The 21,245-nt window shown below is 54.3% G+C and carries 15 protein-coding genes and 1 tRNA gene; 6 read left to right on the forward strand and 10 right to left on the reverse strand.

Features of this window, described 5'->3' with window-relative positions:
* Positions 1–27: 27 nt before the first annotated feature.
* The 4 genes from pnp to A3841_RS04580 form a co-directional block, all read right to left on the reverse strand.
* Positions 28–2,166, reverse strand: coding sequence for a polyribonucleotide nucleotidyltransferase (gene pnp, locus A3841_RS04565; protein WP_073851110.1), 2,139 nt, complete (start codon positions 2,164–2,166; stop codon positions 28–30).
* A gap of 140 nt (positions 2,167–2,306) precedes the next feature.
* A complete protein-coding gene (gene rpsO / locus A3841_RS04570) occupies positions 2,307–2,582 on the reverse strand; it encodes a 30S ribosomal protein S15 (RefSeq protein WP_073851111.1) in 276 nt (91 codons plus the stop codon).
* A 109-nt stretch (positions 2,583–2,691) separates the two neighbouring features.
* Positions 2,692–4,104 (reverse strand): LptF/LptG family permease, encoded by a 1,413-nt coding sequence (locus A3841_RS04575; RefSeq protein WP_073851112.1) that lies wholly within the window; start codon positions 4,102–4,104, stop codon positions 2,692–2,694.
* Positions 4,105–4,200: 96 nt separating this feature from the next.
* Positions 4,201–4,605 (reverse strand): START-like domain-containing protein, encoded by a 405-nt coding sequence (locus tag A3841_RS04580; protein WP_073851113.1) that lies wholly within the window; start codon positions 4,603–4,605, stop codon positions 4,201–4,203.
* A gap of 134 nt (positions 4,606–4,739) precedes the next feature.
* On the opposite strand from A3841_RS04580, the gene A3841_RS04585 reads away from it, so the two are divergent.
* A tRNA-Met gene (locus A3841_RS04585) sits at positions 4,740–4,813 on the forward strand.
* A 442-nt stretch (positions 4,814–5,255) separates the two neighbouring features.
* Here the strand turns inward: A3841_RS04585 and A3841_RS20205 are convergent.
* Positions 5,256–5,411 carry a hypothetical protein gene (locus A3841_RS20205; protein ID WP_170866143.1) on the reverse strand — a complete coding sequence of 52 codons (156 nt, stop codon included), beginning with the start codon at positions 5,409–5,411 and terminating at the stop codon, positions 5,256–5,258.
* A 418-nt stretch (positions 5,412–5,829) separates the two neighbouring features.
* On the opposite strand from A3841_RS20205, the gene A3841_RS04590 reads away from it, so the two are divergent.
* Together A3841_RS04590 and treZ are read left to right on the forward strand one after the other, a co-directional pair.
* Entirely contained in the window at positions 5,830–7,431 is a 1,602-nt protein-coding gene (locus A3841_RS04590; protein ID WP_073851114.1) for an alpha-amylase family glycosyl hydrolase, read from the forward strand.
* Positions 7,432–7,469: 38 nt separating this feature from the next.
* Positions 7,470–9,314, forward strand: coding sequence for a malto-oligosyltrehalose trehalohydrolase (treZ, locus tag A3841_RS04595; RefSeq protein WP_073851115.1), 1,845 nt, complete (start codon positions 7,470–7,472; stop codon positions 9,312–9,314).
* 94 nt (positions 9,315–9,408) lie between these two features.
* On the opposite strand, the gene A3841_RS04600 is transcribed toward treZ, so the two are convergent.
* Both A3841_RS04600 and abc-f read right to left on the reverse strand, forming a co-directional pair.
* Positions 9,409–10,242: a hypothetical protein gene (locus A3841_RS04600; protein WP_073851116.1), complete on the reverse strand. Its 834-nt coding sequence runs from the start codon at positions 10,240–10,242 to the stop codon at positions 9,409–9,411.
* Positions 10,243–10,423: 181 nt separating this feature from the next.
* On the reverse strand, positions 10,424–12,352 hold the full coding sequence (gene abc-f, locus A3841_RS04605) for a ribosomal protection-like ABC-F family protein (RefSeq protein WP_073851117.1): 1,929 nt from the start codon (positions 12,350–12,352) through the stop codon (positions 10,424–10,426).
* 378 nt (positions 12,353–12,730) lie between these two features.
* Here abc-f and A3841_RS04610 point away from each other — a divergent pair, with 378 nt between their 5' ends.
* Positions 12,731–13,282, forward strand: coding sequence for a 2'-5' RNA ligase family protein (locus A3841_RS04610; protein WP_073851118.1), 552 nt, complete (start codon positions 12,731–12,733; stop codon positions 13,280–13,282).
* A 353-nt stretch (positions 13,283–13,635) separates the two neighbouring features.
* Here A3841_RS04610 and A3841_RS04615 read toward each other — a convergent pair whose 3' ends face one another.
* The 3 genes from A3841_RS04615 to A3841_RS04625 form a co-directional block, all read right to left on the reverse strand.
* The gene (locus tag A3841_RS04615) at positions 13,636–14,607 is read right to left on the reverse strand and encodes a deoxyhypusine synthase family protein (protein ID WP_073851119.1); all 972 of its coding nucleotides are present in this window, start codon (positions 14,605–14,607) and stop codon (positions 13,636–13,638) included.
* Positions 14,608–14,747: 140 nt separating this feature from the next.
* Positions 14,748–15,290: an ATP-dependent protease subunit HslV gene (gene hslV, locus A3841_RS04620; RefSeq protein WP_073851120.1), complete on the reverse strand. Its 543-nt coding sequence runs from the start codon at positions 15,288–15,290 to the stop codon at positions 14,748–14,750.
* A 221-nt stretch (positions 15,291–15,511) separates the two neighbouring features.
* Positions 15,512–17,344 (reverse strand): glycoside hydrolase family 15 protein, encoded by a 1,833-nt coding sequence (locus tag A3841_RS04625; RefSeq protein ID WP_073851121.1) that lies wholly within the window; start codon positions 17,342–17,344, stop codon positions 15,512–15,514.
* Positions 17,345–17,744: 400 nt separating this feature from the next.
* On the opposite strand from A3841_RS04625, the gene A3841_RS04630 reads away from it, so the two are divergent.
* Both A3841_RS04630 and yidC read left to right on the forward strand, forming a co-directional pair.
* Positions 17,745–19,358, forward strand: coding sequence for a CTP synthase (locus A3841_RS04630; RefSeq protein ID WP_073851122.1), 1,614 nt, complete (start codon positions 17,745–17,747; stop codon positions 19,356–19,358).
* Positions 19,359–19,385: 27 nt separating this feature from the next.
* On the forward strand, positions 19,386–21,221 hold the full coding sequence (gene yidC / locus A3841_RS04635) for a membrane protein insertase YidC (protein WP_073851123.1): 1,836 nt from the start codon (positions 19,386–19,388) through the stop codon (positions 21,219–21,221).
* The last annotated feature ends 24 nt before the right edge of the window (positions 21,222–21,245 follow it).

The following is a 21,245-nucleotide window of genomic DNA, read 5'->3' on the forward strand; positions in this document are numbered from 1 at the left end:
GCACCAAGAGTTATACCTTGTCAGGTGTTATTGGTTGTCCGCAGCGCCCGGCTTGGGCAGAAGCGCCTTGCGGGAAAGCTTGAACTTACCTGTTTTCTTGTCTACGTCGATGAGCTTCACCTTTACTTCCTCGCCGATCTCCAGTACGCCTTCCATGGCCTCCAGGCGCTCGTGCTTGATCTCAGAGATGTGCAGCAGGCCGTCCTTGCCCGCCATGAACTCTACAAAGGCGCCGTACGGCTGGATAGACTTCACCTTGCCAATGTACACCTCCCCGATCTCAGGCTGCGCGGTAATGGCGCGGATTCGCCCGATGGCAGAGTTCATAGACTCCTGGTCGGTGGCGAAGATATTCACGTGGCCTCTCTCGTTCTTCTCCTCGATGATGATCGTGGCGCCTGTGTCCTTCTGGATCTGCTGGATCACCTTACCGCCTGGCCCGATCACGGCACCGATAAACTCCTTGTCGATCACAATGTTGAATGAGCGAGGAGTATGCGGCTTGTAGTCCGGATTTGGTGCGGAAAGCGTCTTCGACATCTCGTTGAGGATGTGCAGACGGCCGGCGTTTGCTTGCTGCAGCGCCTGTGTCATCACCTCATGGGAAAGCCCCTGAATCTTGATGTCCATCTGGCAGGCAGTAATACCGTTTTTCGTACCGGCTACTTTAAAGTCCATGTCACCCAAGTGGTCTTCATCCCCCAGAATGTCGGATAACACGGCGAATTTGCCTGTTTTTGTATCCGTGATCAGTCCCATGGCGATACCGGAAACCGCGCCTTTCACAGGCACACCGGCATCCATCAGGGCCAGGCTACCGGCACAAACCGTAGCCATGGAAGAGGAGCCGTTCGACTCCAGGATATCGGAAACGATACGAATCGTGTAGGGGTTCTCAGCCTCCGGCGGAAGCACTTTCTTCAGGGCGCGCAGGGCCAGGTTACCATGACCGATCTCGCGGCGGCCCGGGCCTCTGTTTGGCTTTACCTCACCGGTAGAGAAGGCCGGGAAGTTGTAGTGCAGCAGGAATTTGTTCGTGCCGGATACCATGGCGCTGTCGATCATCTGCTCGTCCAGCTTGGTGCCTAGCGTAACCGTTGTCAGAGACTGGGTTTCGCCGCGGGTAAAGACAGCGGAGCCGTGGGTGGCTGGCAGGTAGTTCACCTCTGACCATATCTGGCGTATCTCATCCAGCTGACGGCCGTCCAGGCGCACGCGCTCGTCCAGGATCATGTTGCGAACCGCCTCTTTCTCCACATCGTGGTAGTATACTTTGATCAGGTTCTCGTCGTAGCCGTGGTCCTCGCCAAGAGACGCTATGAACTCATCGCGCACCGCTTTAAAGCCTTCTGAGCGCTCCTGCTTGTTGGCGCTGCCACGTCTGGCAACGGCATAGGCCTTGTCGTAAGTGGCTTCCCATACTTTCTTGCGAAGCTCCTCGCTGTGCGTTTCGTGCACATACTCGCGCTTCACCGTCTTGCCAACCATCTCGGCAAGCTCCAGCTGGGCCTGGCAGTGGGTCTTGATGGCTTCATGGGCGAATTGGATGGCCTCCAGCATCTCTGCCTCGGAAACCTCGTTCATCTCCCCCTCTACCATCACCACGCTGTCCATTGTCGCACCTATCATCATGTCGATGTCGGCACGCTGCAGGTCGCTCACGCGTGGGTTGATCACCAGCTGACCATCGATGCGGGCTACGCGCACTTCGGAGATGGGGCCGTTGAAAGGAATGTCTGATACTGCCAGGGCAGCAGAAGCAGCCAGAGCGGCCAGCGCATCCGGCATTACCTCTGTGTCAGCAGAGATCAGGTTTATGGTCATTTGTGTTTCGGCATGGTAATCATCCGGGAACAGCGGGCGCAGCACGCGGTCTACCAGACGCGAAACGAGTACTTCATAGTCAGAAAGCCTGGCTTCTCTTCTCAAAAAGCCCCCAGGAATTTTACCTGAAGAGGCGAATTTCTCCTGGTAATCCACAGACAGTGGCAGGAAGTCAACCCCTTCACGGGCTTCTTTGTTTGAAACAACGGCTGCCAGCAGCATGGTATTACCCATTTTCACTACCACAGAGCCATCGGCCTGCTTGGCCAGCTTACCAGTTTCAATTGTTATCTCCCGGCCATCCGGAAGAAAAATAGTTTTATTAATTGCGTTGTAGGACATCTTCAATTATCGTTATCATCAAAAAGACAGCGCCACCCTTTGCGACACTGTCGGTACTGGCAATTCAGAGGAAGGAAGGGGGAAGGATACTACTAAAAAGATTAGGGAATCCCTTTAGGAATTCCCTAATCTCAATAAGCTTACTTACGGATACCCAGCTCGCTAATGATAGCTCTGTATCTTTCAATATCATTTTTCTGGAGGTAGTTGAGAAGTCTTCTTCTCTTACCTACCAGTTTCAGAAGGCCCAGACGTGTGCTAAAGTCCTTCTTGTGCGTTTTCAGGTGCTCGGTCAGGTCCGCGATACGTGTCGTGAACAGCGCTATCTGAGCCTCAGGAGAACCTGTATCAGATTTTGACTTGTTGAAACCGTGCTTTTCGAAAATCTCTTGTTTCGCTTCAGTGGTTAATCTCATCGTAAAAATATCAATCTGTTTTTATCTTGCTTAGCTTGCTATACAAGCCACAAAGGTATATAATTTACTTTTACAAAAAAAACTTTTACCGAATCTTTATATAGTGGTTTTACAGTTTATTCCGACGGAGGCGCGCCATGAGCTTGCGCCAGAAGTCCAGCTCGAGCAGGCTGGAGTCGTTGCGGGCCTGGTAGAGGAAGAAAAGGCCGACCGGCAAAAGGATTAAATTAGCCGCCCACATGCCCGCTCCCACCGACACCATGCCCTCCCGCGCCCACTTCTCGCCCAGTATGGACATGACGTACATGCTGATGAAGAAAACGATGGAGATCACCACCGGAACGCCCAGACCGCCCTTCTTAATAATGGCCCCCAGCGGAGCGCCGATCAGGAACATGATGATGATGGAGGCCGATTGCGTATACTTGCGCCAGATCTCCACCTCATAGTTGTTAGCCTCCCGCACGGTATTGCGCACGCGCTCCACATAGCTGGCGGTAAAGCTCTTGATGTTGCGGGCCTTGTTGGTCGCCATCACCCTTATTTCAGGCGTTAACTCGGGCAGCTCGCGCGCCACCTTCTTGTCCAACATGCGCAGGCCGTTCTTCACTTGCCCCGTGTCCGCCTTGAAGTACATGTAAAAAGGGTCCACGTTGGGGGCATACAGTTGCTGCTCCCGCTGGCTGTGGCGGCGCAGGGAGTCGGTCACCACGCTCAGCTCGCCGATGTTCTTCATCATCTTGTTGTCCGAGAAAAGCTCCTCACGGGTACGGTCGAAGTTGAAGGAGGCCATGCTGAGCATCAGCTTGCTCTTGTCGAACTCCTGCCGCACAAACTGCTCGTTGGAGTTGCGGTACGAGGAGGAGCTTTGGTCCACGTAGGTGTTGCCGCGGAAGAGCTCGAGCACCAGGTAGGTGTCGTTGAAATCCATGTACATCTCCCCGGAGTCGGCCAGTATAACGGTAGTGTTGGTGCCCCCTTTGGTATGATCGTAGATCATCACGTCGCGCAGCGTCTGCCCGTCGTTCATCTTCTCATTCACCTTTATACTATAGCCCGGAATGCCGTTATAGAAAGCCCCCTCCTTAAAGTTCATGGCGGGTTTTTTCTGGCGGATGTCCCATAAGAGGCTATAGGCCTTCAGGTTGGCCTTGGGTACAATGTAGTTGTTAAAGAAGAAGGCGCCCACCGTGATCAGCCCCACCACAAGCAGCACAGGGCGCAGGATGCGGGTAAGGGCAATGCCGGAGGTTTTGATGGCGGTCAGTTCATGGTGCTCCCCCAGGGATCCGAAGGTCATGAGCGAGGACAGCAGCACAGCCAGCGGCAGGGCCACCGGCGCCATGTTGATGCTAAAGTAGAACAGGAGCTCGCCGAACACCTCTGCGCCCAGGTCCTTACCCACCAGCTCGTCGAGGTACTTCAGCATGTACTGGGTGAGCAGGATAAACTCCACCACAGCAAAGGTTAACAGAAAGGGGCCGAAAAATTCCCTAAGTATTAGCTTATCAAGTTTCTTCATGCGCAAATAAAGGGCGGCAGCACGTACGGCATGCCGCTAAACCATACTTTAGCCAGCAATTACCGTGCAAAGATACGCTTTAGTCCAGCAAACGCGCTACCCTCCTACTAATTCCCGCAGATTTTGCAGCAGGTGATCCCACAGTTCCTCCAGCTCTTCCTCGCTGTCCCCATTGGAGTAATCCACTATTTTGAGGAACTGCTCCTGCGTCAGCTCGCTGCTCTCGATGTGAAAGTCAATGTAAGGTGCGTCGGGGCTATGCTTTTTATCGTCAGTAAGGAACAGGAAGCGCACGGACTTGTTGGTGCGGTGACCGGTCAGCTCGGCGTAGTGGTTTCGTCCGTCCCAGATAAAGTTGAACACGTTGTCCTCATCCACCCTTGCGTCGTCGCAGAACCACTGCGAAAGGCCGCCCGGCGTGCTCAGGTATGGGTATAGCAGTTTGGCAGAGGCATTGATCGGGTACTCGCGCACAAATTTCAGCTTCGTGTCTTTCGTCATAAGGATATGGTAAGTGTCTGAGTAAGTATAGCATTAATTCTCCAATTACTATATATTTATAAAATAAAATATTTTTTTTCCGGAGGGATGCTTGCTTATTTAAAATCGAACCGGTTATATTTGCACCACAATTCGGCGGGGTAGCTCAGATGGTTAGAGCGCAGGATTCATAACCCTGAGGTCGGCAGTTCGATTCTGCTCCCCGCTACTACCAAAACAGGCCCGTAGGTTCATACTTACGGGCCTGATTTTTTTATGCCCCTACGTCTGCTCCTGCTCTATTCCTATACTTTTATATACGCATCCATCTGCCATATAGGATGGTTTGCGGCAAACTTTGCCCGGCCCCACCCAACGGGCCGCCCCTGCAACCAGCAATCACCCGCCATACTTTAGCCATACTCTTGGGTCGTATCTACTCATGCCACCCATGCAGCGCCAACAAAGTATAACGCCCGCCATAGTTGCCGGCAAGTGCTCCTGAGCTGCTTTTCCGATTGGCACCGGCGGGCAAAGTATAAATAAGCCCGGTTTTATACTTTAAACACTCTTAAATACCCCTCAAAAAGAAAAGCCATGCCCGGAAGGCATGGCTTTGTGTGTTAGTTCCCGCTGGCAACTCCCCAAGTCGCCAGGAGCAAATCACTCCTTTATCTGCGCGCCGCCTGGTGGTCCTTCAGGAAAGTGGGCTTGTACAGAGGCTTGTCTTTATGGCTGGCATAGGCCGGGCAGTAGGACTGCTGGCAGGAAGAGAAGAAGGCCACTGCAAAGACGAACAGAAGAAGTTTTGGTAAAAGTGTTTTCATAAAAGGTGATTTTGTTGGTTTATGTATTTAGTTGTTTGTTCTCAGTCTAATCTTGGCTCCTTCCCTGCCCCAACGCCCAAGCCGGCATTAAATATTATAATGCAAATATATAGAGTTTTTAATCAATCGAAATAAGTATTATTAAATATTTATACAGGATAATACAAAGTACAATTAACTTCCGCTGTTCCTGCTACCTAAACCGCTTCATGCTTGGATAATCCATATAAAATATTTTTAGCAAGCCAGCTGTATTTAACTATTCAGTGAAAAACTATCCTACTTTATACTTCGCCTGGAAACCAAAGCTGGAGTCATACTTCAGGTAGCCCTAACCCCACGCCCGCTAACATATCCTCAGGAGCCATGCTGCGTAGATACCATACTAAAACAGCGAGTGCGCAATAATCACAGAACTATGAAGCAGGATCAAAAATACCTTTGGTGGCAGTCAGGCATAATTTACCAGATATACCCCCGCTCCTTCCAGGACTCGAACGATGATGGCGTGGGCGACCTGCGCGGCATCATCAGCCGGCTGGATTACCTCAAGTGGCTGGGCATTACCGCTGTTTGGGTGTCGCCTATCTTCCCCTCGCCCATGGCAGATTTCGGGTACGACATCTCGGATTACACGGGCATCCACCCGCTGTTCGGCACCATGGACGATTTTGACAGGCTGCTGGAGGAAGTACACCGGCGCGACATGAAGCTTATACTTGACCTGGTGCCGAACCATACTTCCAGCGAGCACCCCTGGTTCCTGGAGTCCCGCTCCTCCCGCGATAACCCCAAGCGCGACTGGTACCTCTGGCACGATGCCAAGGAAGACGGCTCGGAGCCCAACAACTGGCTCAGCGTGTTTGGCGGCAGCGCCTGGGAATGGGACGAGCAGACGCAACAGTACTATTACCACGCCTTCCTGAAGGAGCAGCCCGACCTGAACTGGCGAAACCCCGAGGTGCAGGAGGCCATGTTCGACGCCATGCGGTTCTGGCTGGACAAGGGCGTGGATGGGTTCCGGGTGGATGTGATGTGGCACATGATCAAAGACAAGAACCTGCGCGACAACCCCGTCAACCCGGATTACAAGGCGCACCAGGCCACGTATGAGCAGCTGATCCCCGCCTTCTCCACCGACCAGCCCGAGGTGCACCAGATTGTAGCCAAGATGCGCGATGTAACCGATGCCTACCAAGAGCGCGTACTGATCGGCGAGATTTACCTGCCCGTGCACCGGCTCGTGAGCTACTATGGCCACGAGAACAACGGCACGCACCTTCCCTTTAACTTCACGCTCATAACCATGGCCTGGGACGCCCGCAGCATCAGCTCCCACATCGACGAGTACGAAGGCGCCCTGCCGGAGGGCGGCTGGCCCAACTGGGTGATCGGCAACCACGACCAGCCCCGCATCACCAGCCGCATCGGGCAGGCGCAGGCAAAGGTGGCCGCCATGCTGCTGCTCAGCCTGCGCGGTACACCTACTTTATACTATGGGGACGAACTGGGCATGCGCGACGTGCCCATTCCGCCGGATAAGATACAGGACCCCCAGGGGCTCAACATGCCCGATAAAGACCTGAGCCGCGACCCTGCCCGCACGCCCATGCAGTGGGATGACAGTAAGAATGCCGGCTTTACGGATGGGGAGCCGTGGCTGCCGATGGCCGATAACTACAAGCGCATCAACGTGGAGGCCCAGCAGGATGATGCCTATTCCATGCTCTCCTATTACCGCCGCCTGGTACAGCTGCGCCAGCAGGAGCCCGCCCTTTGCGTGGGCGATTATGCGCCGGTGATAACCAGCGGCCCGCTGGTAGCCTACATTCGCAAAAGCGCGGGCAAAAAGTTCCTGGTGGTGCTGAACCTGAGCCACAAACCCTGTACCCTGCGGCAAGAGCATCAGAACTTCAAAGGCAGGATCGTGCTATCCACCGACCCGGAGCGCGAAGGCCTGCACGTAGAGGGCAACATCAGCCTTTACGGCGATGAGGGCATGCTGGTGGCGTTGGAGTAGCGGTTGCTTGTCATTTCATACTTTAGAAATCGTAACTGATGGAGACAGCTGGAGCCCTGTATTTGGGCCATGGTCGGTGCCGCTTTCACGTCTGGGCACCCGAGAAGCAGCACATGATGCTGCACCTGGTGCACCCCAGGGAGCGCACTATAAGGATGCAGCAGGATGCCTGGGGCTACTTTACCGCCGAGGTGGAAGACGTGGCACACGGCACCCGCTACTATTTCAACTCCGATAACGAGGGCGACTTTCCCGATCCGGCCTCCTTTTCCCAACCAGAGGGCGTGCACGGCCCCTCCGAAGTGGTGGACCATACTTCCTTCACCTGGACAGACGCCCACTGGAAGAACCTGCCGCTGCAGGAGATGGTCCTCTATGAGCTGCACGTGGGCACTTTTACACCGGAGGGTACCTTTGAGGCCATTATTCCGCGGCTGGAGGAGCTGCGGGAAACAGGAATAAACGCGCTGGAGCTCATGCCGGTGGCGCAGTTCCCGGGTGGCCGCAACTGGGGCTACGACGGCGTGTTTCCGTTTGCCGTGCAGCACTCCTACGGTGGGCCGGAGGGGCTGAAGAAACTGGTGGATGCCTGCCACGCCAAAGGGATCGCGGTGCTGCTGGATGTGGTGTACAATCACCTGGGCCCGGAAGGAAACTACCTCGGAAAGTTCGGCCCATACTTTACCGGCAAGTATAAAACACCCTGGGGAGCGGCCATTAATTTCGATGGGGCCTACTCCGACGGCGTGCGCGCCTTCTTTTCGGAGAACCCGGTGTACTGGCTGCGGCACTTCCACATCGACGGCCTCCGGCTCGACGCCATCCATACCATGTTCGACCAGAGCGCCACCTCCTTCTGGGAGTTGATGAGCCATAAAATTGCACAGGCAACGCAGGAAAGCGGCCGCCCATTTCACCTGGTTGGGGAGAGCGACCTGAACAGCCCGCGCGTGGTACAGCCAGCCGAAACGGGCGGCTACGGGTTCAATGCCCAGTGGCTGGATGATTTCCACCATGCGCTGTATGTGCTGCTCGATAAAAAAGGGCAAAGCCTGTACGAGGATTTCGGGCAGATGGCGCAGTTGGTAAAGGCCTATACCGACGGCTTTGTGCACAGCGGCGAGTACGTGAAGTTCCGGAAGAAAACTTTCGGCGCCTCCTCCGCCCACTTGCCGGGCGACACCTTCATCGCCTTCACCCAGAACCACGACCAGGTAGGCAACCGCGTGCACGGTGAACGCATGAGCGTGCTGGTTAACTTTGAACGCCTGAAGCTCTCGGCTGCCGCCCTCCTGCTTTCGCCCTACATCCCGATGCTGTTCATGGGCGAGGAGTACGGCGAGGACAACCCGTTTTTATACTTTGTCAGCCACTCTGACAAGAAATTGATAAAGGCAGTGCAGGAGGGCCGCAAAAGGGAGTTTGCCGGCTTTAAATGGGAGGGTGAGCCACCCAACCCGCAGGATGCCCATACCTTTGAAAGCTCGAAACTGCAGTGGCAGAAGCGGGAAAAAAGCAAACACAACTTACTGCTAAAGTGGTATCAGCATTTAATAAGTATGCGGAAGGAAATGCCCGCCCTTCGAAACATTGATAAGGAGCGTGTGCAGGCAGCGGCACTGGGGGAGCAGGGATTTATACTTTTGCGGCAAAGTATGGATCGTGAGCAGCAACTGCTGTGCCTCTTCAACCTCTCGGAACAAGAACTAAAGTATGAATGGCCTACGCCGGAGCCAAAGTATAAACTGGTGCTCCATTCAAAGGATGAGCAGTGGATGCAGCAAAAAGAGGGGGCCAAAGAAATGCCGGATCAGATCGCCACTGGCACAAGTATAAAACTGCCCCCGCTAAGCGTGGTGGTATATGCAAGTGTAGAAATGTAGGTTTTATACTTGCCCAAGGTATGCATCATACGTTGGGCAAGCAGCCTGTAGGCATTCATACTTTGCCTAAGGTTTTGAGCTAAAGCTGCAGGACTTAATTCAGCCTTTCCTCCTGCGGCACTGCTTTCAGTTGCGGTAAGATATCCGTCAGTTCTACCTCCGGCTCAGCGCGGCGCAGGTTGAGCCGCAGGAAGGCAAGCTGCTGCTCCAGGTAGCTGTAGAGCGTCGACATCAGGAGCAGAACACCAGCTATCTCCAGGGTTTCCTCCACTGTCGTGATCATCGCATAGCCAAGGTTATCGAGCCCATAAGTATCTGCGTAATAGCCACCAAACAGTTCTACACCTAAAGCGCCACCTACATACACCGTTCCGGCAAGTATGAGCCCCTTTCGTAGCCTCGCCTCCAGCGAGAACAGGAAGCGCAGGTAGTAGATGCCCAGACCTAGCACCAGCAGTCCTCCTGCTATTACCCAGGAGAAATAAAAGATGCCGCCCATGTTGAAGTTGTCGCGGAGCGGGTAAATGAGCATCTCATGGATCCCCGCCGACTCATCCACGCTCATGTACAGAAACACGAATGCCAGCAGGCGCCAGTGCCAGGTATACTTGTCTCGTTGCCGCTGCTTCATAAAAGCGATGGTAAAGAGCAAAAACGATGACAGCAGCAGGATAAAGGATGAGAAGTACGTGGGGATGTTTCGCTCGTTGTCCAGCTCGAACTGTGGGATGATGCCCCAGGCGTTGGGGTGGTCGGTCAGGTATTTGCAGGAAACCGCTATGATGTTCAGCACCACCAGGATGGCGGCGGCCCGGTAGAGCCAGTGCAGAAGCTTTTTTCCCTTAAAATGGAGGCTCAGGCCTCCTTTGTCTTTTAATTCCTCGGTCTTGATGAGGCTGTATGGTAAAACGGGTATCTCTTGGTTCATATGCTGCTGATTTCATCTTTAAAACATTATATATAATATACTTATATTAAGAAATAGCAGAAAGGTTACAATGATTTAACAATTTGTTAATATTGGTTTAGCAATATACTTATATTAAATAAGGCGGCCCCTGCTGTGAATATCACCTCAGGGGCCGCCTCTAAAAGCCTTTCCGTAGAAACTAGCTCTCCATTTTCGACTCAATTTCCTCTGCTTCCAGCATCAGCCGCTCCCACTCTTCTTGCTTTTTGTCCAATTTCAGTTTGATATCATCAAATTCTTTGGTGGCTAGCTGCAGCTTATCCGCATCACTGTAAACCTGCGGATCAGCCAGGTGCTTTTCCTGTGCGGCCAGTTGCTCCTCCAGTTGCTGCACCTCTTTTTCCACCTGGCTTACCTGCCTGTTCACCTGCTTCAGCTGGTTCGAGAGTTGGGAGAACTCGCTTTTCTCACGGGTTTGCTTTTCCTGCTTCACCAAAGCCGGGGCGCTGGCAGCTTCTTTTTTGGCCTCCTTCTCGCGCTTCTCCTGCCAGGCCTCATACTCGTGGTAGGTGCCGGGGTACTCCTTCAGCTGGAAATCCTCGATGTACCAGATCTTGGTAGCCACGTTCTCCACGAAATAACGGTCGTGGGAAATCACCGCAAACGTGCCCTCATACTGTTCCAGCGCCTGGATCAGGATGTTCACCGACTGCATGTCCAGGTGGTTGGTGGGCTCGTCGAGCATCAGGAAGTTGGCCTCGGAGATAAGTGTCTTGGCCAGCGCCACACGGCTCTTCTCCCCTCCCGACAGCACCTTGATCTTCTTGAAAACCTCATCGCCCGTGAACAGGAACGAGCCCAGGAGGGTACGAAGCTCCATCTCGGTTTTCTTAGAGCCGGCCTGCTGCAGCTCGGTCAGCATGTCGTTCTCCACGTTGAGCGACTCCAGTTGGTGCTGGGCGTAGAACGACAGGATCACGTTATGTCCCAGCTCCCGCTTGCCCTTTATCGGCTCGGTGCCGGCAATAATGCGCAGCAGCGTGGATTTACCCTTTCCGTTGGCACCCACGAGGGCTATCTTGTCGCCGCGCTCAATGTGCACGTTCGTGTCCCGGAAGATCACTTTGTCGCCGTAGGCCTTGCTCATGTGCTCGAGGCGCAGGATGTGCCGGCCCGGCTGGGTGTTAAACTTAAAGCTGAAGTTCACCCTGGCAGCGTCAGGCGCCACTTCATCAATGCGTTCCATACGGTCCAGCATCTTCTGGCGGCTCTGTGCCTGCTTGGCTTTGGTGGCCTTGGCCTTAAAGCGCTCAATAAAACGCTCCGCCTGCCTGATCTGCGCCTGCTGGTTCTCAAAGGCGCCTTTCTGTATCTCGTTGCGCAGCTCCTTCTCCTCCACATAAAAGCTGTAGTTACCGGCGTACACGTTCAGCTTCGCGCCTGATACCTCCACGGTCATGTTGGCGGTGCGGTCCAGGAACTCGCGATCATGCGACACGATCACCACGGCCCCCTCGTACCGCTCCAGGTAAGACTCCAGCCATTTGATGGAGGGCAAATCCAGGTGGTTGGTAGGCTCATCGAGAAGGAGCAGCGAGGGCTTCTGGAGCAGGATCTTGGCCAGCATCACGCGCATGCGCCAGCCGCCGGAGAAAGACTTCAGCGGCTGCTGCAGCTCTTCGGTGGTAAAGCCGAGCCCTTCCAGAATGGCCTCGGCCTCGGCCTGCATCGTATAGCCGCCCAATGCCTCAAAGCGCTCCTGCAGCGTGGCCAGCCGGTCCACCAGGTCGTCATGGAAGTTGTTCTCAAACTCCACCAGCACCTTGTCTATCTCCGCCTGCAGGTGCAGCGCCTCGCCAAAGGCCTGCATCGCCACCGACAGGATGCTCTCATGCGTTTCGTAGCTCAGCAGATCCTGGTTCAGGAAACCGATGGTCGTCTCCTTGCTCATCTGTATGCTGCCGCTGTCAGGTTTAAACTCGCCCACGATCAGGCGCAGCAGCGTGGACTTGCCGGTGCCGTTCAGGCCGATCAGTCCGATCTTATCCTTTGGTTTTATATGCAGGCTGGCATCCTCATACATGATGCGGCTGCCGAAATGAAAGTTCAGGTTGTTTATGGAAATCATGCGCTCCGGTATACTTTAAGGGGCAAAGGTACTTATTTTTAGCTGTGAGATGAAAACATCGAATCAGCTAAAATCGTGCGGCGGCGGCTGGTGCTGCCTTTACCCTACCCAGGCGCAAAGGAGGGCCTGTTAAATATTAAGCCGCTGAAAATTGAAATAAAGTATAACAAACCATACATTTGCTGTTTCCTGCCCAAATTTGGGCCGACCAGGAGGGGCTGCTGCAAAGGTTGTAGCGCGAATTCAGCGCCATCGTTGCATTGGGACAACCTGCGGGAACCGCCGGCAGAACAATAAATACCGGGATGCCGTTTAGATAATTTATGCAAAATGCGTTGCCTGAACGGGCAGCGGAACAGGGACTGTAAGCTTTACTATATGATTGCGATTGCCTCGCTTTTGGACAAGCAAACCTCGGAGCGCGTGTCGGAGCTGACCGAGCAACTTGAGAGGAAATTCGGGCTGAGCGGTGTTAAGATTACGCCCTACCCGCACCTGACGCTGCTCACGGCCGAGATCCCGGACATGGAGGAGCTGAAGCAGTACCTGGAGCTGACTTGCATGGAGGCGCAGAACTTTAGCGTGCGCACCACCGGCCTGGGCATTTTCCCGGGCGAGAACCCGGTCATCTACATCCCTGTGCTGCGCACAACCCCGCTGAACCAGTTCCATAGCCGCCTCCACCGCGACATCTCAGAGATGAGCACCGAGATGGGCGTATACTACAACACCAACCTCTGGCTGCCCCACATCACGCTTGCCCTCGGCGACACTACCCCACAGCTGCTCGGGCCAGTGCTGTCATTCCTGTGCACGTATAACTTTAACTGGGAGATAACCCTGGATAACCTCACTATCCTGCAGAAATGCGGCGAGTACTACCTCAAGGACGAAGAGTTCCGTTTTGGCAGGGGCGAGCTGATCTTCTGATAAACGCCTATTGATGCGTAGTTTGCAAGTATAAATTAAAGCCACAGCAGTTACTTTTTCCGTCCCGGACCTGGCCATACCTTATACCTAAGGTAAAAACTTCTCCCCTGCTGTCGCTGCTCCAACTTAGACTGCGTGAAAGTATAAAGCCCAAGTCGCAATTACCCCATCCCTACCCTGAAGGAAGTTATCAGGGATTCCGTACAAAAGACTATTCTCTGAAAGTATAAGTATAAAGCCATTTATACTTATGGCATCGCTACAACGCTGCCGGCCTAGTGCTCTGGCTATCAAACAAAAAGCGGCTGCAGGTATAAACCTGCAGCCGCTTTCATTTTATACTTTAGGTGCAATTACATATCCAGCACCAGCGCAAAGATAAGCGGCGCCACAATAGTCGCGTCCGACTCGATCATGAACTTAGGCGTGTCTTTGCCCAGCTTGCCCCAGGTAATTTTCTCGTTTGGCACCGCACCGGAGTACGAACCGTAGCTCGTAGTGGAGTCGGATATCTGCGCGAAGTAGCCCCAAAGCGGAATGCCGTCTCGCTGCAGGTCCTGGTGCAGCATCGGCACCACGCAGATCGGGAAGTCGCCGGCAATACCGCCGCCAACCTGGAAGAAACCAATGGTAGACTCCTCCTTGGCAGTGTTCGTATACCAGTCGGCCAGCTCGATCATGTACTGTATACCGGTCTTCACCGTGTACACGTTTTTCACGTCGCCACTGATCACGTGGCTGGCGTAGATGTTACCCAGTGTGGAGTCTTCCCAGCCCGGGCAGATGATCGGCAGGTTCTTCTTGGCAGCCTCCAGCATCCAGCTGTTCTTCGGGTCTATCTGGTAGTACTGCTCCAGGTCGCCGCTCAGCAGGATCTGGTAAAAGAACTCATGCGGGAAGTATGATTTGCCTTCCTGATCGGCCTTCATCCAATATTTCAGCACCGTGTGCTCCAGGCGGCGCATGGCCTCTTCCTCCGGAATGCAGGTATCGGTTACGCGGTTCAGGTGGCGGCTCAGCAGCTCTTCCTCATCTGCGGCGGAAAGCTCGCGGTAATGCGGCACGCGCTCGTAAAAGTCGTGGGCCACCAGGTTAAAAATGTCCTCCTCCAGGTTAGCGCCTGTACAGGAAATGGCGTGTATCTTGTCCTGGCGGATCATCTCGGCCAGGATGATGCCCAGCTCTGCCGTCGACATGGCACCGGCCAGCGTCACCATCATTTTCCCACCGTTGTTCAGGTGTGTCTTGTATCCTTCGGCGGCATCAATCAGCGATGCGGCATTAAAATGCTTGTAGTGTTTCTTTAGGAATTCTGATACGTTCATAGTTTGTCGCTTAATGCCTGGCATAACCAGTGGCTGCCCAGGCGGTGGCAAGTTAACAATTATTCTAGTCTCGTTTACCGTTATTCGAGGTTGGCACCTTTAAAGTTCCTTTTCCCGCAGCACTTCAGGCCCGGCAGCCGCTAAGACGAAGGCTTCTCGATGATCAGGTTGTGGTTGGTGTAGATACAGATATCGGCTGCGATATTGAGGGCCTCGCGCACCATCTCCTCTGCCGACAGGTGCGGCGCGTGCTTTTTCAGTGCCAAAGCGGCAGCGTGTGCGTACATGCTCCCCGAGCCGATGGCAGCAATCTGGTTGTCCGGCTCCAGCACATCGCCTGTGCCCGAGATGATCAGCAGTTCGTCTTTGTTGGCCACCACCATCATGGCTTCCAGCTTGCGCAGGTACTGGTCTTTGCGCCAATCCTTGGCCAGCTCAATGGCGGCGCGCTTCATGTTGCTTTGGTAGGCATTCAGCTTCTCCTCGAAGCGCTCAAGCAAGGTAAAGGCATCGGCGGTGGAGCCGGCGAAACCCGTCACGATCTTGCCATCCAGCAATTTACGTATTTTCTTCACGTTGCTCTTGGCGATGTGCTTGTCCATGGTGGCCTGTCCGTCGGCGCCCAGCGCTACCTCCCCGTTATGGTAAATGCCGCACACGGTGGTTGATCTTATCTTCGTCATGCTGTTATACTTGTTTTAGTTTGAGATGGGCAGCAACTGGTTCATACCTGGCCGCCGCACTAGGTAAAGCTACGGCAAAAGCAAACAAAAAGCCAAAGCCACGCAGTGTGCCAGAATGGCGTAATGAATGAATCAAGCTAAAGCCAAAGTATAAATCATTCCTTCAATGCATCCCATACTTATACTTTCCCGCTACCTGAATTCAAATAACAAACAACTACCTAAATCTTCCGCTTGTTCTCCTTCCCTTCCAGGATGTCGTTTATACTTAGGGCGGCAGAAATAAGGCCCAGGTGGGTAAACGCCTGCGGGAAGTTTCCGAGGTGATCGCCCTTCAGCCCCAGCATCTCGGCATAGAGGCCCAGGTGGTTGGCGTAGCCGAGCATCTTCTCAAAGTATAGCCTGGCCTTGTCTACCTGCCCCGACTTGGCCAGGCACTCCACGTACCAGAAGGTGCACATGGAGAACGTTCCCTCCCCGCCTGCCAATCCGTCGAAAGCCTCATCCGTGCGGTAGCGGAAAACCAGGGAGTCGGACACCAGCCGCTCCTCTATGCGCTTCAGGGTAGAGAGCCAGCGCGGGTCTTTGGGGCTTATAAACCGGACCAGGGGCATCAGGAGGGTGGCCGCGTCCACAGTGTCGGCCCCTTTGTACTGCACGAAACACTGCAGCTCCTCGTTCCAGAACTCGTGGTGTATGGAAAAAAAGATACTGTCCCGCTCCTCCACCCACCTGTTGGGGAGTGGATAAGAGTGATTGTTGGCTATCTTGATGGCCCTGTCGATGGCCACCCAGCACATCATCCGGGAGTACAGGAAATGCCGCTTGCCGCCGCGCACCTCCCATATCCCCTCATCCTGCCGATGCCAGTTATGGCAGACCCAATCCACCTGGCGCCGCAGGTCGTTCCAGAAATCGAAGGAGATGGGCGCGCCATACTTGTCGTAGAGGTACACGGAATCGAGGAGCTCCCCGTAGATATCGAGCTGTATCTGGTCGTAGGCGCCGTTGCCAATGCGCACGGGTCTGGAATTTTTATACCCTTCCAGGTGGTGCAGTTCGTTTTCCTCCAGTTCCAGCTTTCCCTCCAGGGTGTACATCAGCCGCAGGTAACCGGCATCTTTAAGGCTATCGCATTGCTTATCCACCCAGTCCACGAAATTCTTTGCCTCCTGCTTATGGCCCAGCCGGAGCAGGGCGTAAACGGTGAAGGAGGCATCCCGGATCCAGGTATAGCGGTAGTCCCAGTTGCGCACCCCGCCGATCTCCTCGGGCAGCCCAAAGGTGGGGGCGGCAACCATAGAGCCATACCTGTGGGAGATCATCAGTTTCAGCACCAGCGCCGAGCGGTTCATCATCTCCATCCAGCGGCCCCTGTAACTGCTATTGGCAACCCAGTCTTTCCAGTAGTTAATGGTTTCGTAGAGGTGCCTGGTCACAAACGCTTCCAGGTCAATGGCCGGGGGCGTGTCGCTGGTTACGTACTCCAGTATAAAATCAACCTTCTCCCCGGTGTTCAGTCGGAAGGTAGCCTCTGCATCCCCATCTTTTAGCTGCAGCGGCCCGGTGCTCTTAAGTCTTAGGCTTATTCCGTCCGGCCCTTCGCTGGTAAACTGCACCTCGTTCTCGTTAACCTGAACAGCCGTGTGGGGCGACAGCGCATAATTGAAACGCGGGCTGCACTGCATCCGGAACTCCATACTTCCATACACGCAGGCCACCCTCCGGATCAGTTCATGACCCTCCTTCAGCGCTTCCACCGGCATAAAATCGGTCACCTCGCCAATTCCTGCGTCGGAGAGGAAGCGGGTCAGCAGCACATTGGTGTCAGGCAGGTAGAGCTGCTTGTGCTTCATGCCGTTGTGGGTGGGGTGAATGGAGAAGCTCCCGCCCTTCCCGGCATCCAGCAGGGAGGCAAAAATAGAGGGAGAGTCGAAATCAGGGAAGCACATGAAGTCGATGGTGCCGTTGAGGCCCACCAGCGCCACGGTGTTCAAGTCCCCGATCACGCCATGGTCTTCTATGGGTAAATAAGCATTGGTATCTTCGTTCATACTTTATTGTGCCTGCTGGTTACGGTTCTTTCCTACGGGTACTGCAGATCATAGTTGAATGGGGCAAGGATGACAGGTATAGAGAGCAGGTGGTTAAATTATACGTTGGGCGCTGCGCCTGCAGAAGCCGGGGCTAATCCGCCTCCTACCCTACCAGCTGCGCATGACGCTGAAGTGAATAAAGTGACGGGGTTATACTTGCCTTTGCCCTGACAGAGAACCTTTGAACCCTTCGCGCCTTTCCCGGATAGCTATACTTGTGTGGGAAAGCGTTGCGGACTTTACCTCCCGCGTGGATGTGCAGGAACCTGCCATTTAAATGTAAAGTCTATCCGGGCTTCTGTTTCGCGTCTGGATTAATTTCCCTAACTTTGCAGCCCATAAGGCTTAACCCCAACTTATGGCAACGAAATATATTTTTGTTACAGGTGGCGTAACATCATCATTAGGAAAAGGAATCATCTCCGCATCTCTTGCTAAACTACTGCAGGCCAGAGGCCATTCTGTCACTATCCAGAAATTCGACCCCTACATCAACATCGACCCAGGCACCCTTAACCCCTACGAGCACGGCGAATGCTACGTGACCGAAGATGGCGCTGAGACGGACCTGGACCTGGGCCACTACGAGCGTTTCCTGAACGTGCACACCTCGCAGGCCAACAACGTGACCACGGGCCGTATCTACCACCACGTCATCACGCAGGAGCGCGCAGGTGCTTACCTGGGCAAGACCGTGCAGGTGGTACCGCACATCACCGACGAGATCAAGCGGCGGATGCTGCTGCTGGGCCAGTCAGGCGAGTTCGACATTGTGATTACTGAGATCGGTGGCTGTGTAGGTGATATCGAGTCGCTGCCATTCGTGGAGGCGGTGCGCCAGTTGCGTTGGGAGTTAGGTGTGAACGAATCATGCGTAATTCACCTCACGCTGGTACCCTACCTGAAGGCCGCCGGCGAACTGAAAACAAAACCAACCCAGCACTCCGTGCGTGACCTGTCGGAGGCTGGCGTACAGCCCGATATTCTGGTGTGCCGCTCAGAGTACCCCATACCACAGGAAGTGCGCAAGAAGATTGCCCTGTTCTGTAACGTGAAGCAAAACTCCGTTATCGAGTCTATCGACGCGGAAACGATCTATGACGTGCCCCTACTGATGCGCAAGGAGAAACTGGACGAGCGCGTGATCGCCAAGCTGAAGCTGCCGCACAAGGCAGACCCGAACCTGGATACCTGGAAGGAGTTCCTGGGCCGACTGAAGAACCCAACCTCCGAGGTAAATATCGCCCTGGTGGGCAAGTATGTGGAGCTCCCGGATGCGTATAAGTCTATTATAGAGTCTTTTGTGCATGCAGGCTCCGCTAACGAATGCAAGGTAAACATCAAGTGGTTCCAGTCGGAGAACATTACCGACGAGAACGTGACCGGGCTACTGCAAGGCATGGACGGCGTGCTGGTGGCACCTGGCTTCGGAGAGCGTGGCTTCAAGGGTAAGCTCGAAGCAATCCGTTTTGTGCGGGAGAACAAGATACCCTTCATGGGCATCTGCCTGGGCATGCAATGCGCAGCCGTTGAGTTTGCCCGTAATGTGCTGGGGCTGAGTGGGGCCGCCTCTACCGAGATGGACCCGGAGACACCACACCCGGTGATCGACATGATGGAAGATCAGAAACAAATTACGCAAATGGGCGGCACTATGCGCCTGGGTGCTTATACTTGTGAACTAAAAAAAGGGACAAAGGCTTATTCTATTTACGGGAAGTCCAGGATTTCGGAGCGCCACCGCCACCGTTACGAGTTCAATAACACGTACTTACAGGCGTTTGAGGAGGCCGGCATGCATGCCACTGGCATTAACCCGGACACCGGCCTGGTAGAGGTGATCGAGCTGCAGGACCACCCCTGGTTCGTGGCGGCGCAGTACCACCCGGAACTGAAGAGCACCGTGCTGAACCCTCACCCACTTTTCGTGAAGTTTGTGAAGGCAGCCATCAATCATTCAAAATCTAAATAAGCGCATACACACAACACAACAAAGTAGATGGATAGAAATCAAGCGATTGGCTTTGGACTGATTGCCGTGCTGCTGCTGGCTTACTCGTTCTTTTTCTCGAGCCCGGAGGAGCCAGCCAGGCAGGCAGTGCAGGAAACAGCCAAAGTAGAGCAGCTGCAAACCCCTGTTGCACCCGCAGCGGAAGACTCGCTGACCCGTGCTAACAGAGCTGCCGCCCTGGGCGCTTTTGGCGCTGCCGCCACCGGCGAGGCCAGCACCACCACCCTGGAAAACGAGAACATCCGCGTCACCTTCAACACAAAGGGCGGCCAGGTGGAGGAAGTGCTCCTGAAAAACTACAAGACGTACCTGGGCGAGCCTCTCATCCTTTTCGACAGCGAGAGCAGCAACACCGACGTTACCTTCAACACCAGCGAGGGGAAAACGGTAAAGCTCTCTGACCTGTACTTTACCGCCTCTGAGGTGACGGAAGTTGCCGCCGAGGATAAGTCGGGCAAGACGATCACGTTCCGGGCCAGCCTGGGCAACGGTCAGCACATCAACCAGGTGTACACGCTCTACAACGACAACTTCCTGCTGGGCTATAAGCTTGACTTCGAGGGCCTGGACCAGCAGGTGGCAGGCAGCAACCTGGTTTTTACCTGGGACGATAACCTGAAGCAGCTGGAGCGCGACCTGAAGCAGAACCGCGCCAAGTCCACCATCAACTTTGCCACCGTAGAGGATGGCTACGACCACCTCTCTATTTCGGAGGAGAAGGAAACCGTGGCCCTGGAGGAGCCGGTGAAGTGGGTGGCCAACAAGCAGAACTTCTTTACGGCCGGTATTATCGCAGGCAGCCAGTTTTCCGGCGCCCGCCTCACATCTACCGTAGACCCCGCTGACACAACCATGGTGAAGATGCTCTCTTCTGAGATTCTTATACCAGCGCAGGATGTGGTGAGCGGCAACGGCGGCGAGTTCGTGTTCTACTTCGGGCCGAACGACTACAAGATCCTCAAGCACATCGGCCACGATTTTGACAAGAACCTGGACCTGGGCTGGGGCATTTTCTCCTACGTGAACAAGTGGATCATCATCCCGGCCTTCGACTTCCTGGAGAACTACATCGCCAGCTACGGCATCATCATCATCCTGCTGGTGCTCTACATCAAGACCATCCTCTTCCCACTCACCTACAAGTCATACTTGTCGATGGCGAAGATGAAGGTGCTTAAGCCGGAGATCGACGCGATTAAAGAGCGCAACGAAGGCGACATGCAGAAGACGCAGGTGGAGACGATGAAACTCTACCAGGAGATGGGCGTGAACCCGCTGAGCGGCTGTATCCCGATGCTGCTGCAGATCCCGATCCTGTTTGCGATGTTCAACTTCTTCCCGAACTCGATCGAACTGCGCCAGGAGGCATTCCTGTGGGCGGACGACCTTTCCACCTACGACGTGTTCATGCGTCTGCCGTTCACCATACCATTCTATGGCGACCACGTAAGTATGTTCACGCTGCTGATGACAGCCTCCACCATACTTTATACCTGGTCTAACAACCAGATCAACTCCCAGATGCAGGGCCCGATGAAGTTCTACAGCTACCTGATGCCGGTGATCTTCATGTTCGTGCTGAACTCCTTCCCTGCCGGTCTGTCGTTCTACTACTTCGTATCCAACATCGTGACCTTCGGCCAGCAGGCTGGTATCCGTTACTTTGTGGACGAGACGAAGATCAGGACCAGGCTGGAGGAGAACAAGGAGAAGCGCAAGGAGAAGAAGCCGAAAGGCGGCCCTTCGTTCACTGAGCGTATGCAGGAGGCCATGCGCCAGGCACAGGAGCGTGAGCAGCAGAAGCGCAGCAAGACAAAGAAATAAGCCTTTATACTTTAACTACCACAA

Origin of the sequence: Pontibacter flavimaris (genome assembly GCF_001907195.1) — a bacterium.
GTDB classification, from domain to species: domain Bacteria; phylum Bacteroidota; class Bacteroidia; order Cytophagales; family Hymenobacteraceae; genus Pontibacter; species Pontibacter flavimaris.

Excerpts from the sequence above, each read along its gene's own strand:
- pnp (WP_073851110.1), bottom strand. The coding sequence starts at position 2,166 with ATGTCCTACAACGCAATTAATAAAACTATTTTTCTTCCGGATGGCCGG.
- rpsO (WP_073851111.1), bottom strand. The coding sequence starts at position 2,582 with ATGAGATTAACCACTGAAGCGAAACAAGAGATTTTCGAAAAGCACGGT.
- A3841_RS04575 (WP_073851112.1), bottom strand. The coding sequence starts at position 4,104 with ATGAAGAAACTTGATAAGCTAATACTTAGGGAATTTTTCGGCCCCTTT.
- A3841_RS04580 (WP_073851113.1), bottom strand. The coding sequence starts at position 4,605 with ATGACGAAAGACACGAAGCTGAAATTTGTGCGCGAGTACCCGATCAAT.
- A3841_RS20205 (WP_170866143.1), bottom strand. The coding sequence starts at position 5,411 with ATGAAAACACTTTTACCAAAACTTCTTCTGTTCGTCTTTGCAGTGGCC.
- A3841_RS04590 (WP_073851114.1), top strand. The coding sequence starts at position 5,830 with ATGAAGCAGGATCAAAAATACCTTTGGTGGCAGTCAGGCATAATTTAC.
- treZ (WP_073851115.1), top strand. The coding sequence starts at position 7,470 with ATGGAGACAGCTGGAGCCCTGTATTTGGGCCATGGTCGGTGCCGCTTT.
- A3841_RS04600 (WP_073851116.1), bottom strand. The coding sequence starts at position 10,242 with ATGAACCAAGAGATACCCGTTTTACCATACAGCCTCATCAAGACCGAG.
- abc-f (WP_073851117.1), bottom strand. The coding sequence starts at position 12,352 with ATGATTTCCATAAACAACCTGAACTTTCATTTCGGCAGCCGCATCATG.
- A3841_RS04610 (WP_073851118.1), top strand. The coding sequence starts at position 12,731 with ATGATTGCGATTGCCTCGCTTTTGGACAAGCAAACCTCGGAGCGCGTG.
- A3841_RS04615 (WP_073851119.1), bottom strand. The coding sequence starts at position 14,607 with ATGAACGTATCAGAATTCCTAAAGAAACACTACAAGCATTTTAATGCC.
- hslV (WP_073851120.1), bottom strand. The coding sequence starts at position 15,290 with ATGACGAAGATAAGATCAACCACCGTGTGCGGCATTTACCATAACGGG.
- A3841_RS04625 (WP_073851121.1), bottom strand. The coding sequence starts at position 17,344 with ATGAACGAAGATACCAATGCTTATTTACCCATAGAAGACCATGGCGTG.
- A3841_RS04630 (WP_073851122.1), top strand. The coding sequence starts at position 17,745 with ATGGCAACGAAATATATTTTTGTTACAGGTGGCGTAACATCATCATTA.
- yidC (WP_073851123.1), top strand. The coding sequence starts at position 19,386 with ATGGATAGAAATCAAGCGATTGGCTTTGGACTGATTGCCGTGCTGCTG.